This is a genomic window from Streptosporangium canum (assembly GCF_900113865.1).
Taxonomy (GTDB): Bacteria; Actinomycetota; Actinomycetes; order Streptosporangiales; family Streptosporangiaceae; genus Streptosporangium; species Streptosporangium canum.
Genome location: NZ_FOQY01000004.1, coordinates 402,159 through 415,464, shown reverse-complemented (window position 1 = coordinate 415,464; position 13,306 = coordinate 402,159). Strand labels below are relative to the sequence as shown.

Annotated in this window: 16 protein-coding genes and 1 riboswitch; of the genes, 6 read left to right on the top strand and 10 right to left on the bottom strand. The window is 70.9% G+C overall.

Going from position 1 to position 13,306, the window contains the following annotated elements; all coding sequences use genetic code 11:
* Nucleotides 1-145 precede the first annotated feature (145 nt).
* Nucleotides 146-757 (top strand): TetR/AcrR family transcriptional regulator, encoded by a 612-nt coding sequence (locus tag BM085_RS08475; protein WP_093886438.1) that lies wholly within the window; start codon nt 146-148, stop codon nt 755-757.
* 239 nt (nt 758-996) lie between these two features.
* On the opposite strand, the gene BM085_RS08470 is transcribed toward BM085_RS08475, so the two are convergent.
* Nucleotides 997-1,584 carry a TetR/AcrR family transcriptional regulator gene (locus BM085_RS08470; protein WP_177245004.1) on the bottom strand — a complete coding sequence of 196 codons (588 nt, stop codon included), beginning with the start codon at nt 1,582-1,584 and terminating at the stop codon, nt 997-999.
* Between the two features lie 89 nt (nt 1,585-1,673).
* On the opposite strand from BM085_RS08470, the gene BM085_RS08465 reads away from it, so the two are divergent.
* The gene (locus tag BM085_RS08465; RefSeq protein ID WP_218158651.1) at nt 1,674-2,621 is read left to right on the top strand and encodes an alpha/beta fold hydrolase; all 948 of its coding nucleotides are present in this window, start codon (nt 1,674-1,676) and stop codon (nt 2,619-2,621) included.
* Nucleotides 2,622-2,633: 12 nt separating this feature from the next.
* A complete protein-coding gene (locus tag BM085_RS42785; RefSeq protein ID WP_143120839.1) occupies nt 2,634-2,777 on the top strand; it encodes a response regulator transcription factor in 144 nt (47 codons plus the stop codon).
* A gap of 179 nt (nt 2,778-2,956) precedes the next feature.
* On the opposite strand, the gene BM085_RS08460 is transcribed toward BM085_RS42785, so the two are convergent.
* The 4 genes from BM085_RS08460 to BM085_RS08445 form a co-directional block, all read right to left on the bottom strand.
* Complete coding sequence (locus BM085_RS08460; RefSeq protein WP_093886435.1) at nt 2,957-3,664, bottom strand: ubiquinone/menaquinone biosynthesis methyltransferase; 708 nt, start codon at nt 3,662-3,664, stop codon at nt 2,957-2,959.
* A 217-nt stretch (nt 3,665-3,881) separates the two neighbouring features.
* Nucleotides 3,882-4,082 (bottom strand): cytidine/deoxycytidylate deaminase family protein, encoded by a 201-nt coding sequence (locus tag BM085_RS08455; protein WP_177245003.1) that lies wholly within the window; start codon nt 4,080-4,082, stop codon nt 3,882-3,884.
* 6 nt (nt 4,083-4,088) lie between these two features.
* Nucleotides 4,089-4,409: a DMT family transporter gene (locus BM085_RS08450; protein ID WP_093886434.1), complete on the bottom strand. Its 321-nt coding sequence runs from the start codon at nt 4,407-4,409 to the stop codon at nt 4,089-4,091.
* Between the two features lie 74 nt (nt 4,410-4,483).
* A complete protein-coding gene (locus tag BM085_RS08445; RefSeq protein WP_093886433.1) occupies nt 4,484-4,828 on the bottom strand; it encodes a DMT family transporter in 345 nt (114 codons plus the stop codon).
* A 124-nt stretch (nt 4,829-4,952) separates the two neighbouring features.
* Between BM085_RS08445 and BM085_RS08440 the strand changes: the two genes are divergently transcribed.
* Nucleotides 4,953-5,414: a MarR family winged helix-turn-helix transcriptional regulator gene (locus BM085_RS08440; RefSeq protein WP_093886432.1), complete on the top strand. Its 462-nt coding sequence runs from the start codon at nt 4,953-4,955 to the stop codon at nt 5,412-5,414.
* Between the two features lie 254 nt (nt 5,415-5,668).
* Here BM085_RS08440 and BM085_RS08435 read toward each other — a convergent pair whose 3' ends face one another.
* The 3 genes from BM085_RS08435 to BM085_RS08425 all read right to left on the bottom strand — a co-directional run bounded on the left by BM085_RS08435 (nt 5,669) and on the right by BM085_RS08425 (nt 8,369).
* Complete coding sequence (locus tag BM085_RS08435; RefSeq protein ID WP_093886431.1) at nt 5,669-6,373, bottom strand: CHAP domain-containing protein; 705 nt, start codon at nt 6,371-6,373, stop codon at nt 5,669-5,671.
* A gap of 20 nt (nt 6,374-6,393) precedes the next feature.
* A riboswitch (cyclic di-AMP (ydaO/yuaA leader) is annotated at nt 6,394-6,532 on the bottom strand.
* A 370-nt stretch (nt 6,533-6,902) separates the two neighbouring features.
* Nucleotides 6,903-7,481 carry a TetR/AcrR family transcriptional regulator gene (locus tag BM085_RS08430; RefSeq protein ID WP_093886430.1) on the bottom strand — a complete coding sequence of 193 codons (579 nt, stop codon included), beginning with the start codon at nt 7,479-7,481 and terminating at the stop codon, nt 6,903-6,905.
* A 15-nt stretch (nt 7,482-7,496) separates the two neighbouring features.
* Entirely contained in the window at nt 7,497-8,369 is an 873-nt protein-coding gene (locus tag BM085_RS08425) for an oxidoreductase (protein ID WP_093886429.1), read from the bottom strand.
* A gap of 165 nt (nt 8,370-8,534) precedes the next feature.
* On the opposite strand from BM085_RS08425, the gene BM085_RS08420 reads away from it, so the two are divergent.
* A complete protein-coding gene (locus BM085_RS08420) occupies nt 8,535-9,584 on the top strand; it encodes a hypothetical protein (RefSeq protein WP_093886428.1) in 1,050 nt (349 codons plus the stop codon).
* The gene (locus BM085_RS08415; RefSeq protein ID WP_093886427.1) at nt 9,581-10,783 is read left to right on the top strand and encodes a DUF6716 putative glycosyltransferase; all 1,203 of its coding nucleotides are present in this window, start codon (nt 9,581-9,583) and stop codon (nt 10,781-10,783) included. Before BM085_RS08420 ends, BM085_RS08415 begins: the two co-directional genes overlap by 4 nt.
* 246 nt (nt 10,784-11,029) lie before the next feature.
* Here the strand turns inward: BM085_RS08415 and BM085_RS08410 are convergent, their stop codons facing one another.
* Nucleotides 11,030-12,319, bottom strand: coding sequence for an alpha-2,8-polysialyltransferase family protein (locus tag BM085_RS08410; RefSeq protein ID WP_093886426.1), 1,290 nt, complete (start codon nt 12,317-12,319; stop codon nt 11,030-11,032).
* A complete protein-coding gene (locus BM085_RS08405; RefSeq protein ID WP_093886425.1) occupies nt 12,316-13,245 on the bottom strand; it encodes a glycosyltransferase family 2 protein in 930 nt (309 codons plus the stop codon). Before BM085_RS08405 ends, BM085_RS08410 begins: the two co-directional genes overlap by 4 nt.
* Nucleotides 13,246-13,306: the final 61 nt, after the last annotated feature.

Sequence of the window (13,306 nt, the reverse complement as noted above, 5' to 3'; positions counted from 1 at the left end):
TGCCCGGCGGTTCCGGCGCGACCGGGAGTCCCCTTCCGGAGGCTCTTCAGCGCTCTCATCAGGGGCTGCCGGCCCACGGGACCGGGCCCGGCGTGCTCCCGGAGACCTCTCTCCGATATGTGCCGGAACCGATACCCTCGGCCACATGGGAAGACCGTCTCGGCACGACATCGACCGGCTGCTCGACGTCGCCGCCGAGCTGGTGGCCGCGGGCGGTCCGAGCGCCGTCACCGTGTCGGCGGTCGCCCGCGCGGCCCGCGCCCCGAGCGGTTCGATCTACCACCGGTTCCCCGGCCGTTCCGCCATGCTCGCCGCGCTGTGGCTGCGCACCGCCGAACGGTTCCAGGAGGGCTTCCTCGCGGCCCTGAACGCCGATCCGCCGGCGCGGGCGGTCCAGGACGCGGCCCGCCACGTCGTCACCTGGAGCCGCGCCCACCCGGACGAGACGCAGATCCTGCTGTACGGCCCCGCCGACTTCGACGGGGCCAACTGGCCGGCCGAGGCACGCGAACGGCTGGAGCAGGGCAACGGCCGGGTCACGAGCGCCCTGCGCGGCCTGGCCGGGCGCCTGGGAAGAGACGAGCCGCACGACGTGGAACGGCTCCTCCTGGCCACGGTGGACCTTCCGTACGCCACCGTCCGCCGCCACCACCGGTCCGGTGAGCCGATCCCCGCGTACGCCGAGGACCTCGTCACCGGCTGCGCCGCCGCCCTCATCGCCGAGACGGCCGGCGGCACCACCACCGTGCCCAGGTAGCGGGGCACCGCTGAGGGTCCGCCCCTCATGCCCTGTGCCGGCATGGTGTCCTCACCCGGCTCCCGTCCCGGCCGGGCGGCGGTAGATCACGAAACGCACCGGGCAAGCGCCGCGAACGCATGAACCAGCCGCGAGGAAAAGCGTTCACCCACCCCCTGCGGGCACACCCGCCACACGTCCGTCGGTAACCGCGGTTACCGCCTCTCGCCGGCGACGTGTTTCGGGAACCCGCCTTCCCGTCACACGTCCGTCCGCAAGCTGATCCGGCCGAGCTGGTGGTCGAGGACCGCGGCCGCCTCCGCGACGCCCAGTTCCCCGACCAGCACGCCATCGGCCAGGCCGCGCGCGAGCCCGAGAAGCACGTGGGCCTCGGCACCGGCATCGACGCCGGGTTCCGAAGCGGTGGCGGCCACGAGCGCGGCGATCTCGCGATGGACCGCGTCGCCGCCTGCACGGTACAGCCCGCGTACATCAGGGTCGGCGACGGTCCTGGCCAGAAACGCGTGTCCGGCGAGCAGGAGCACGGGAGCGCGCGCGCCTAGCTCGACGATGGCGAGCAGCGTGCACCGCAGCGTGTCGGCCGGGCTGTCGGCGTCCCGCAGCGCCGCGCGAACATGGCGCTCGATCTCCTGCCTGAGCAGGTGTGCGCTCGCGCGCAGCAGGTCGGCCTTCGCCGCGAAATAGTGCTGCACGAGCCCTTTGGAGACGCCGGCCTCCTGTGCGACCCGCCCGATGCTCACACCGGCCAGGCCGTCCTGAGCGCACAGCCTGAGAGCGGCATGGGCGATCTCCGCCCGCCGCGCCGCGTGGTCCACCTGCTTCGGCACGGTCAGGCCTCCCCTCTTTGCGATATGAGCGTATCGTGACATTGATGCGATACGATCGTATTGCAAAAGGCGAACGGAGGATCCCGTACGTGAACGACCTCGTGGAACCCAACATCGGAGCCGTGTTCCGTCGGCGACGGCTCGGCCACTTCCGCGACGCGTCCGCCTTCGCGCGCTACCGGAACGCCTACGACCGGGCCATGGCCGAGCTTCCCCAACCCGATCAGATCCAGGACGTGGCGACCCGCTTCGGGACCGTCCGGGTCTATCGCTTCGGCACCGGCGACGGCGCACCGCTCCTCCTGCTGCCGGGACGTACCGCGGCCACCCCGATGTGGGAGGCGAACCTGGCCGGCCTCGTCGCTCACCGGCCGGTCTACACGGTCGACCTGCTCGGCGAGCCCGGCCTGTCGGTACAGACCCGGCCGTTCACGCGTGCGGCCGACCAGGCCGACTGGCTGGCGGAGCTGCTGCCCCGGCTCGGCCATGACCAGGTGCATCTCGTCGGAGTGTCCATCGGCGGGTGGAGCGCTTTTCACCTCGCCCTGCACGTCCCGGAGAAGATCGCCTCAGTGAGCCTGCTCGATCCCGCCGTGCTCTTCGGCCGGTTCACCTGGAAGGTCGTCGTCGTTTCGCTGGGCTCGGTGGTGCCGTTCTTCCCCGAGTCGTGGCGCCGGAGGCTGCTGAGCTGGATCTCCGGCGGGGCCGACGCCTCCGACGACGAACCCGTCGCCAACCTGATATCGGCCGGGATGCGGGACTTCGCCGCCTTCCTGCCGCCACCGACGTACCCCACGGACGACCAGGTGGCCGGAGTCGACGTGCCGGTGCTCGCCCTGATCGCCGGGCGCAGCATCATCCACGATCCGCGCAAGGCCGGCCTGCGTGCCCGCCGCCTGCTCGCCCGTGGCGTCGTCGAACTGTGGCCGGACGCCTCCCACGCCATCAACGGCGAGTTCCCCGAGCGCGTCAACGCCCGGGTCCTCGCCTTTGTCGACGAGATCGACCGCACCGGCCACACCGGCGACACGCCGTGATGACACCAGCCGGTGAAGCGCGCCCCCGGCGTCGGCAACCTCCTGGACAAGCTCGGCGCCCGCGACCGCGCCCAGGCGGCCGTTCTCGCCTACGAGCTCGGCCTCGCCGGCACCGGCGTTGCGAAGGCGACAGACAGCCGCCGGCATCGAGAATGATCGAGAGCCTGGCGCTCATGACGCCGGCCGGCCTGATTACCCAGTACGCGCCGGCTCGGCGGGCGGGACCGGCCGCGGCTCGGCCGCCGGCAACGGCGGGCAGACCTACCCTCCCCCGGTAATCCACAGCTCCCCCGCATCGCTCCCGTTCTGCCGGGCGCACGAAAGGCTTACCGCTTTTAGGCCCGCTTTTCGGCCGAGATGATCATGTGAGTGCCGAAGAATCTTTTCCGCCACGCTATGGAGCTGAAGCCGACCCGGCGGAGAATCGCGGAGACCTCCTGCGGCGTCATGAAGCCGAGCGTGGATTCCTGCAGGTACGCGTACGACTCTCGATCGCGTGCGACCAGGTGGCCGAGAAGGGGAATCACGATCCGGACCCCCAGTTCCACCGGGTGGCGGAGCGGTCCGCGCGGCGGGCAGGTCTCCAGGATGACGACCCGGCCTCCGGGTTTGAGCACGCGGTACTGCTCTTCGAGCACGCGCTCGACATTCTCCACGTTCCGCAGGAGATAGCCGTGCGTGACGGCGTCGAAGGACTCGTCGCCGAAAGGCAGGTCGTTCGCGTCCGCCTGCTGCCACGTGATGGCGGAGGCCCCCGGTTTCCTCGCCGCCTCCGCCAGCATCCGCTCCGAGAAATCGACGGCGTGCACGGTCGAGTTCGGATATTTCTCCAGTGCGGCGAGAGCGATGACGCCGGTTCCGGTGGCGATGTCGAGCATGCTCCCACCTGGCGGGACTTTCGCACCCGCCGCGATCTCACGGCACCAGGCGGCATGCCGTCCCAGGGTCATAAGGCGATTCATCAGGTCGTAGTAGTCAGTGATCTTGTCGAACGTCCGCTGGATCTCCTGGCCCTTGGACGACGGCGTTCCCTGTGCTGGCATCTGTGTGGCTCCTCAGTCGACGGCCATTGTGCCGGAGGTCATCACCGGCGCTCTTCCCCCGTCCGGGGGATCCCTGGTCGGGTGGGATCCCCCGGACGGGTAGCGGCCGCTCCCTGCTCGGTGCGCGAGATTCTCGGGTCGGTGACCGTCCCGGCGAAAGCAGCCATTCCTCACTGCCGTGAACCAGGAAGGGGACTTGGATCTTGAGCAACGCCGGTCACAGCAGAAGAACCGAGTTCTTCGTCGGCGGGTCGCGGTGTGCCCTGACCTGGTTGACGCCCGTGCCGAGCACGGTTGCGGTGTCGTCTGCGACGAGCCCGGCGAACGGGATGCCGTCGGCGTGGACCTCGGCGGTGGCCAGGGCGACGGTCTGGGTCAGGCGCTCGGTGAGCCATTCGGGTTCGGTGGCGTTCGGCATCGTGGATCAGATCCCTGCGGCGATCTTGAGGAGGGCGACGCCGCCGATGATCGCGGCGAACGAGCCGAGCTTGGCGGGGGTGATCTTCTCCTTGTAGATGAGGGCGCCAAGGATGACGGTGCCGATGGAGCCGACGCCGGTCCAGATGGTGTAGCCGACGCCGACGTCCAGTGTTTTGAGGGCCAGGCTGAGGGTGAAGATGCCGCCGGCGGCCGACAGGAGTGTGAAGACCGACGGCCAGAGCCGGGTGAAGCCTTGGGTGGCGTTGGTGCCGAGGGCGAAGCCGATCTCGAAGACGATCGCGATGGAGAGGTAGATCCAGGCCATGGTGACGTTTCCTTAGGTGTGAAGTGACGGGAGGTATGAAGTGACGGGGGGTGTGAAGTGGCAGGGCGGGGTGGTCAGGCCGCGGACGGTTTGCCGGCGGTCGGGCGGTCGGAGAGCTTGAGGCCCAGTACGCCGCCGATGATCAGGGTGAAGGCGAGCACCTTCCAGATGGTGAACTCCTCGCCGAAGATCACGGAGCCGAGCACGACCGTGCCGACCGAGCCGATGCCGGTCCAGATGGTGTAGCCGACGCCGACGTCCAGTGTTTTGAGAGCCAGGCTGAGGAAGAAGATTCCGACGGCTGCCGCGGCGGCTGTGAGCAGGGACGGCCCCAGTTGGGTGAAGCCCTCGGTGGCGTTGGTGGCCAGAGCGAAGACGACTTCGAAGACGGCGGCGATGAGCAGGTAGATCCAGGCCATGGGAGACGCTCCTATTTGCATGTATGTGCAAGTTCTGACGAGACAGAATGTTGCATGTACATGTATGCTTCTGTCAAGCCGGTCCCAGGAAAGATCGGGAAGGCCGTACGAACGAGGAGGTCTCATGCCTGCCGCAGTCCCCGCCCCGGTTGCCGCCCCGCCCGTCTCGGACCTCGCCGCGACCTGGCAGCACATCCTCCTGCTGCACGCCCGCGTGGAGAGCAGACTCGCCGCCGCGCTGCAGCGAAGGCACGGCGTCGGCCTGTCGGAGTTCCGTGCGCTGGGCCATCTGGCCGCCTCCCCCACCGCCGAGCTGCGCATGCAGGAGTTGGCCGACAAGATCGGGCTCAACCAGAGCTCGGTGACCCGCCTGGTCGCCCGGCTGAGCGCGGCGGACTTCGCCGTCCGGGATCTGTGCCCGGACGACAAACGCGGCGTCTACACGGTCATCACCGAGACGGGCCGGACGAGATACGCCGAGGCGAGCCGCACCTATGAGGAGACGCTGAACGCCGCCGTGGAGGAAGCGGGGCAGGCGGACCCGCACCTCGCTGCCGCCCTCACGGCGTTGGGCGCCGCGCGCTGAGTGCCTACGTCCGCGGCTCCGCCTTGTTGACCGCAGCCGCGGGTCGGCGGACCGACTCGCGCCGGGGTTCGGAAAACACCGGCCGGAGCCGGTTCGGTGGAATTTCGGCCGAGACCGCGACCACCCCGGCCGGTGGCACCCGCTCGGGGGAGGGACGGCTGGAAGGGAGGCTCGGGGGAGGGGGGACGCCGAAAGGGGTCCGGCTCGGTGAGCCGGACCCCTTTTCGGTGGTCGGTGAGTCAGCCGGCTGTCGATCAGCCCGCGTAGACCGGGTAGCCGTAGCCGACGACCTGGGACTTGGGCCGGACGCGGTGCTCGACCTTGCCGTTTCCGGTGTTGCCCTCGATCGTGCTGATCGTGCCGTCGCCGTTGTCCTTCTTCACGAAGCCGACGTGGTCGATGCCGCTGATGCGCTTGCCGCCGTTCCAGTCGAAGTAGACGACGGCGCCGGGCTTGGCGACGGTGCCCCAGTGCTTGTTGTCCTTGAACCACTGGGCGTGGGCGACGGTGTAGGCGTCCCAGCCCATGGTGGGCCGGATGCCGGCCTGCTCGCCGACCCAGGAGACGAACATCGCGCACCAGGGGGCGTTGGCGTAGGCTCGCGGGCTGCCGCCGTCACGGGCGACGGTCTCCTTGGCGCGGGGAGAGGCCACATACCAGGACTGGAACTTGGTCCCGCCGCCCTGGGAGTTCTCGGAGATGCCGACCTGCTTGGCGGCGAGGGCCAGGACCTGCGCGGCCGTGACCTTGGGCAGGCCCTCGGCGGCGACCTGGAGGGGGGTCCTGTTCGCGTTGACCGGCTGGGCGACCTCGGCGGGGGAGGGGTTGAGGTGGCTCTGTCCAGGGGTGTCCGCCAGGGCGGAGGGGACCGCTACGAGGCTGCCACCAAGGGCGATGGAGGCGCCCAGAACGAGGTGGGTCAGGTGACGGGTCTTGGGGGTGAGGCGGTTCTTGGCCATGCGGGGGTGTGACTCCTTGCTTCGCTTCTCATTCCGCCTACCGGGTTAGCTGACGGGTTCGGGCTGGGAAGTGCCCTACGGCGCGCGGAGGCGCCGATTCACCCCAAGAACGGTGGTTCCCCGGTTCCGCGAGATTCGCGGATTCGGCGGCCGTGATCACCGGGCGGAGCGATCCGCTTGGGTGCAGCACGGTCGGGCAATGTATTGGCAATGCGTAGGACTGGTTGGTCCTAGGCGTTCACCAGGAATGAGTAGAAGCTACGTGAACCGGACAAACGATTACAAGTCCGGCACATTGCCCTGACTTGGGAATACGTCTGAATCGAGGGGGAAGACTTGGCCGCACTCAAGATCCTCGGCGAGGCGTCCGGCGGCCGGTGCGGGGCCGGGAACGCCTGCGGAGCAGGCATTTGCGGGCGTCGGCGCCGGCGGGGAGCCGCCGGGCCGGTCTTTCCCCGCCCCCCGGTTTCACCATCATCGTAGATCTTTTGTCTTGACCCTGTTTTACCTGCGAAAACACCCGATTTGATCAGGTGGTGGCCGTGGACCAGGCGTGGATCAGCGGCAGCAGCACCCGGTCGACCGTCTCCTCGGCGAAGGCGTCGTCCAGTGGCTCTCCGGTGATGAGGAGCCGGTGCCAGACCAGCGCCTCGGTGACCTTCCTGATCTCGCCGGGGTCGGCCCCGCCCGGCAGCTCGCCCCGCTCGCGGGCGCGGTCGAGGAGCGGGACGGTGCCGGTGATGTCGGGGCGCGGCACGTTGGCGCGCAGGGCGGCCGCCAGGCCGGGGGCGGTGAGCAGGGCGGGGACCAGCGCGAAGACCAGGCCGTGCTGCTGCTCCAGGGTCCGGCAGAATCCGGCCACCACCGCCACGAGGTCGCCGCGCATCGACCCCGTGTCGGGCGGAGGTGCGACGTCGATCTCCAGATGGTTGCAGACCAGGTCCACGACCAGGGCCTCCTTGCCCGGCCAGCGGCGGTAGATCGTGGCCTTGCTCGCGCTGGCGCGCTTGGCGATCTGGTCGACGGACATGCGGTCGAATCCGACCTCGGAGAGCAGTTCCATGGTCGCGTCGAGAATCGCCCGCTCTCGCCTGGGGTCGAGCCGCAAGATGCCTCCGGTGGGCTACGAGTGCTGTGTGATCGTCTCGAATCGTACGCTTGTGAGCTCCTCCGACGTCTCCCACAGCCGCCGGGCCACGATCTCGTCCAGCGCCTTGGGCGAAGGGGTCAGCGCCTTCGGGCCGGGACCGATGAACTGGCCTCCGGTCACCTCGGGAGAGGTGGCGGCGTAGAGGGAGGGGGCCGCGCCCCTGTCGGGAGACTGGAGCGCCAGCCGCATGAGGGCGTTGGCCGGCCGGGTGAGCACGCCCAGCTTCATGATGCCGGTGGCCGTGGCGCCGGGGTGGGTGGCCACGCTGAGCAGCCGTCCCCCCGCCCGGCGCTGCAGTTCCAGCGTGAACAGCAGGTTGGCCAGCTTCGATCTGCCGTAGGCCGAGAACCGTCCGTACCCGCGCTCGAGCCCCAGGTCGTCGAAGTCGATTCTGCCCAGGCTGTGCGCGTCGCTGGAGACCGTGACGACCCGGGCGCCCGGTCTGGCGAGCAGATGGGGCAGCAGCAGCCCGGTCAGCGCGAAGTGGCCCAGATGGTTGGTGCCGAACTGCATCTCGAAGCCGTCGGCGGTGGTCCGCCGAGGAATCATGCCGATTCCTGCATTGTTGACCAATATGTCGATCGGTCCGTCGAAGCCGGCCGCGAATCCTCGCACCGAGCCCAGGTCGGCGAGATCCAGCGCTCTCAGCTCGATCCGCGCGCCCGGTGCCTCCGCCCGGACCGCCTTCACCGCCGCCTCCCCCCTGGCGAGGTCGCGCGCGGTCATGATCACCCGGGCGCCGCGCCCGGCCAGTCGTGCCGCGGTCGGCAGCCCGATGCCGCCGTTGGCGCCGGTGACCACCGCGGTGGAACCGGTCAGGTCGGGGATGTCGTCCGGAGTCCACATGGCCTGTCTCCTCTGAGGTGGGCGATCGGGATGGGAGGCGTGGTGTACGAAACCGTTCCGTACACCACGGTAGATCGTTCCGCACCGGGCGCGCAAGTGGGCGTATTCGGGTGTTCACCCGCAGTTCCTGGACGTGTAAGACATCCGGGTTACGGTGAGGCGGTCGTGAACGGGTCATCGTCCGGCGTGGAGAACGGCCGGGACCACGCGCGGGAGCAGGGTTCGGCCGTCGCCTGGGTGGAGTCCCCGCTGCAGATGCTCTGCGCCGTGGAGGCCCACCACGCCGGACTGCTCGGCGCCCGTACCCGGGTGCTGCCCCGCGCCGGTCTGCGCCCTCTTGTCGTCACCCGCCGCGAGATCTCCCGGCTCGGCCTCCCCGGCGGCCTGGAACTGGCCGCCCCCGAGCCCGAGATGCCCAGACCCCGCCGGGGCACGACCTGGGTGGTCGGCGACGCCTTCTCCGGCAAGGTGCAGTTCGGCTGGCTGACCGCCCTGCCGGGACGCATCGTGATCGTCGACGACGGCCTGGCGACCATCAGGCTCCTGGAACTGCTCACCGGGCGGATCTGGACGCCGCTGCTACGGGCCCGCGCCACGGCGCGCCCGCTCGGGTCCGGGCTCAGGAGCGCGCTGGGAACGGCGGCCGGCCTGCGGCTGCGCGCCGCCGCCCGATCCGGCCGGCTGTCGATCTTCACGGCCCTGCCCGTCCCCGCCGAGCTGGCGCGGGCCGTACGGGACAGGGGCGCGGAGCTGGTCGCCCACGACTTCGCCTGGCTGCGGTCGCAGCCCCTGCGCAGGCCCCGTCCCGAGGAGCGCACCGTCGTGCTCGGCACCTCGCTGGTGCGCAACGGCCTGATCCACCGCGACCGTTACTTCACCTGGCTGGCCGGGCTCGGCTCGTCCGAGCCGGTCGCGTACTTCCCGCACCGCAGGGAGGACCCCCATGATCTCGCCCGGGTCGGGGAACAGCCCGGGATCACCGTCTACGACGGCGGGATCCCCGCCGAGATGACCCTGCGCGGACTCGCCGCCGAACAGCGGGTGCTGAGCCTGCCGTCCACCGCGGTCACCTCCCTGCGGGTCCTGCTCTCGGCCCGGGGCGTGGCCGTGGAGACGGTGGACGTCCCCGAGGAGTGGTGGACCGCCCAGGCGGCGCCCTCACTCCGTTCCCACCTGTCGATGTTCGCCCATCACGACACTGGAGCTACAGCGTGAAGGTCCTGGCCGTGGCCGACTCGGACTCCTACCTGAAGTGGGCCGCCCACCTGCTCGGGGACCTGCCTTCGAGCTGTACGGCGGAGCTGACGGTGATCCGTACGCCCATCACGCCCTCCCCGGCCCAGATCCACGCGGCCGTCGCGGGTGCGGCAGCCGATCCGCCCGTGCTGTCGGCCCGTGCGCTGCGCCGGGCCGCCGAGCGGTTCAGGCCGGACGTGGTGCTCGTCGCCTGCACCGGGCCCGTGGTGGACGTGCTGGTCAGCGAGGTGCTCGCCGGTCTGACGCCGAGACCGGTGTTCATCTCCGGGCTGCCGGGGATCTCCATCCCGGCGACCGAGAAGGCATGGGTGTTCCGCAGCGGATGCGACCTGTTCGTCCTGCACAGCGAGCGGGAGGTCGAGGAGTTCTCGGCGCTCGGCCGGGAGCTGGGCGGAGGCGGGGCGGTGGGCCTGACCCGGCTGCCGTTCCTCCACGGCGGCGAGGAGGTCCCCGTCACCGGCCCGCGCGACCGGGTGGTGTTCGCGACCCAGGCCAAGGTGCCCAGGCGCAGGGAGGAGCGCGAGCGGATCCTGCTCGCGCTGGCCGCGCTGGCCGAGCGGCGGCCCGACCTCGACGTGGTGGTCAAGCTCCGCGCCCTGGACACCGAGCGGCAGACCCACAACGAGCGCCACCACTACCAGCGCCTGTGGCAGTCACTGGCCGACGGCGGCCGGGTCAGTCCCGGCGCCGTGCGGTTCGCCGTGGGGCCCATGCACGAGCACCTGGCGCACGCTGCCGGATTCGTCACGGTCAGCTCGACCGCCGCGCTGGAGGCGATCGCCCAGTCGGTGCCCCTGCTGGTGCTGTCGGACTTCGGGGTCGGCGCCGAGATGATCAACCTGGTCTTCGAGGACAGCGGCCTGCTCGGCACGCTGGACGACCTGTCCGAGAGCCGCTTCCGTACCCCGGACGAGGCCTGGTGCCAGGCCAACTACTTCCACCCGCGTGGGGAGAGCGACTGGGTGTCCCAGATGGTCACGCTGGTCGCCCAGGTCCGTGCGGGACGCCGGGCCCCGGCCCGGTCGCTGCTCGACGGCCCGCAGCACGTCGCCGCCCGGCGCCGCGCCCGCCTGCGGGTCGAGGTCCCGCCCAACGTGCTGCGCGTCGGCTACCGGGCCAAGCGCCGGATGCGCCGCTACCTCAGGGCGCTGGGCTGACGGACTCGCACGTGGTTGGCCGGGTTCCGCCCGCCGGAGCAGGCCGCGATGCTCGTCGAACGGCTGGGGCCCCGGGCTGAAGGACGTGGTGTCGCTGCCGGCGTCGGGGTCCACGGTCGACGCTCTGGCCGCGTCGGCGGCGGAGACCGTCATACGAGTGCGCGGTGTGGTGTTCTGTGCCGAGCCCTGATTTCCCGCTGGAACCATCCGGAGAGAAGCCTGATCGGGGGCGGTGGGCCGTACGGGTCAGGAAAGCGCTCGGGACAGGCGGTGGCGGAGCCTGTCCAGAGCGCCGGGCTGCCGGGCGGAGGGCGCGGGGGCCAGCCCCAGGGCGGCCAGGCGCTGCCGCTTGAAGTAGCGGGCGGGCCCGTGGGCGTCGAGGTAGGCGGCGGCCTGCTCGCGCAGGCCGGGGTGGGTCTCGCTCCGCATGCAGTAGCCGACGGCGCGGACCAGGGCCTGAAGGTCCACCGGCGGCGGCTCCTCCAGCGTCCCGTCGGCCGACAGCCGGGGGAGCAGGGCGTCGGTGATGGTGGCGGGTATGCGGTTGCTGTTCTCGTACGGCGAGAGCCGTTCCAGGACCAGTTCCCCGCCCATCGCCGCCACCGGCAGGCCGAAGTGCCGCCTGGCGGTGATCAGGGCGGTGGAGAAGCACCCCACCACGAGGGCGGGCCTGAGCGCGGCGAAGCACGACTCCGCCGCGACGCCCTCTCCCGCCACCGCCAGCCGCACGCCCAGCTCTGCGGCCGTCTCGCGGAGGCGCTGGGCGTGCCGCCGCCCGGCGGCCGGGTGGGGCTTGAACAGCACGGTGCCGAACCCCCGGGCGGCCAGGCCGCGCAGCATGTCCGCGTGGAGCCCGGCCTCCTCCTCGGGGGTGACGATGTCCAGCGCGGACAGGTACTGGCCGAGGATCATCGGCGGCCCGGCGGGCAGGTCCCGGGTCTCCTCCCCGGCCGCGCCGCTCTGCGCGATCACGTCGAGGAAGGCCCGGTCCGGAAGGGTCTCGGCGGGCACGCCGTACTCCGACAGCAGCAGCGGGGACAGGCCCGGCACGAGGTCGAGGTGGAGCAGGCGGGTGATCCGGCCGGAGATCTCCGACGGGAGCGGGTCGCGGGTGGGACCGTAGCTCATCAGGCCGTCGGAGTAGACCGTGATCGGGCAGTCCTTGACCAGACCGGCGAGGGTCCGCGACGGAGGGACCGCGACGGACTCCAGGATCAGCTCGTCCGGGCCGCCGTCCAGGGAGAGATGGGACAGCAGCAGGCGGCCCAGCATCGGGACCTCGATGATCCGGGCTCTCCAGTCCGACGGGTGCAGCGGGGCCACGACGTCGTTCCACGACCGGACCTCGTCGAAGCGCGGACGCAGCGCGGCGAAGCCGGGGACCTGGTCCAGGGACGGGGTGATCTCCGGGATGGCCGCGTTGTTGGAGACCAGCAGGATCCGGCGGCCGTCGCGCGGTCCGAAGCGGCCGTCGTCGATCGCCGCCGCCAGCGTCATCGCGCCGAACAGGGTCGAGGCGTAGAAAAGCTGCGTCACCGGGCCTCCAACAGCCGCCGCAGGATCTGGTCGCGTTCCGGGTCCAGGCGTGTCCCGGCGAGCAGGTCCCCGGGCAGCCGCCGCAGGGCTTCGACGCCGCGCCGCTCGAAGCGGGCGCGGAGCTCGGGGGAGAAGCGGTCGGCCAGCTCCAGGTGGTGGGCCAGCAGGGCGCAGAAGGTGCGTGCCGCCTTGGGCGCGAACTCGTCCTCCAGATCGGCGAAGACGAGGTCGAAGGCGTCGAAGAAGTGCAGCTGCCGGGCGTCGCCGATCCGGGTCAGCGAGCCGGGCACCATCCGCCGGTAGAAGAGCCCGGCCAGCGAGACCACCCCGAACGAGCTCGCCTGACGGTGCAGCCGCCAGATCCACGGCCGGTCCTCGGCGGTGTGCAGGTGCCCGGGGAAGGTCAGCAGGTCGCCGAGGTCGCGGCGGTAGATCCCGGCCCAGGCGTAGGGGTAGTCGACCATGGTCCTGACCTCGGCGGGCAGGATGTGGTCGCGCGGCTTGAGCACCACCTCGCGGGGGGCCGGCGGCGCCCGGTGGATCACCCGCCTGCGGCCCTCCACCTGGACGTGGTCCACCCGGACGAAGTCGCAGCCGAGCCGTTCGATCGCCCCGACCAGGTCGGTGAGGTAGCCGGGCGCCAGCCAGTCGTCGCCGTCCATGAAGGTCAGGTAGCGGCCCGAGGCCAGCGACACCCCGAGGTTGCGGGCGTCGGCCAGCCCCACCGGCCTCTCGTTGCGCAGGACGACCAGGCCGGGCAGGTCCTCGCGGAAGTCCTCGATGATCTGCCCGGTCGCGTCCGCCGATCCGTCGTCCACCACGATGAACTCGAAGTCCCTGTGCGCGTTCCTGATGAGCGAGGTCAGCGCGTCGGAGATGTAGAGCTCGACGTCCCGCACCGGGACGACGACGGACAGTTTGATCAAGTTTCTCTTTCCCATCCGGAATCCGGTCCTCCGCGAGGACAAGCGGCGCCGCCTCCGGCGC

Excerpts from the sequence above, each read along its gene's own strand:
- BM085_RS08440 (WP_093886432.1), top strand. The coding sequence starts at position 4,953 with ATGCCTGCCGCAGTCCCCGCCCCGGTTGCCGCCCCGCCCGTCTCGGAC.
- BM085_RS08455 (WP_177245003.1), bottom strand. The coding sequence starts at position 4,082 with ATGCCGAACGCCACCGAACCCGAATGGCTCACCGAGCGCCTGACCCAG.
- BM085_RS08445 (WP_093886433.1), bottom strand. The coding sequence starts at position 4,828 with ATGGCCTGGATCTACCTGCTCATCGCCGCCGTCTTCGAAGTCGTCTTC.
- BM085_RS08425 (WP_093886429.1), bottom strand. The coding sequence starts at position 8,369 with ATGTGGACTCCGGACGACATCCCCGACCTGACCGGTTCCACCGCGGTG.
- BM085_RS08475 (WP_093886438.1), top strand. The coding sequence starts at position 146 with ATGGGAAGACCGTCTCGGCACGACATCGACCGGCTGCTCGACGTCGCC.
- BM085_RS08460 (WP_093886435.1), bottom strand. The coding sequence starts at position 3,664 with ATGCCAGCACAGGGAACGCCGTCGTCCAAGGGCCAGGAGATCCAGCGG.
- BM085_RS08450 (WP_093886434.1), bottom strand. The coding sequence starts at position 4,409 with ATGGCCTGGATCTACCTCTCCATCGCGATCGTCTTCGAGATCGGCTTC.
- BM085_RS08435 (WP_093886431.1), bottom strand. The coding sequence starts at position 6,373 with ATGGCCAAGAACCGCCTCACCCCCAAGACCCGTCACCTGACCCACCTC.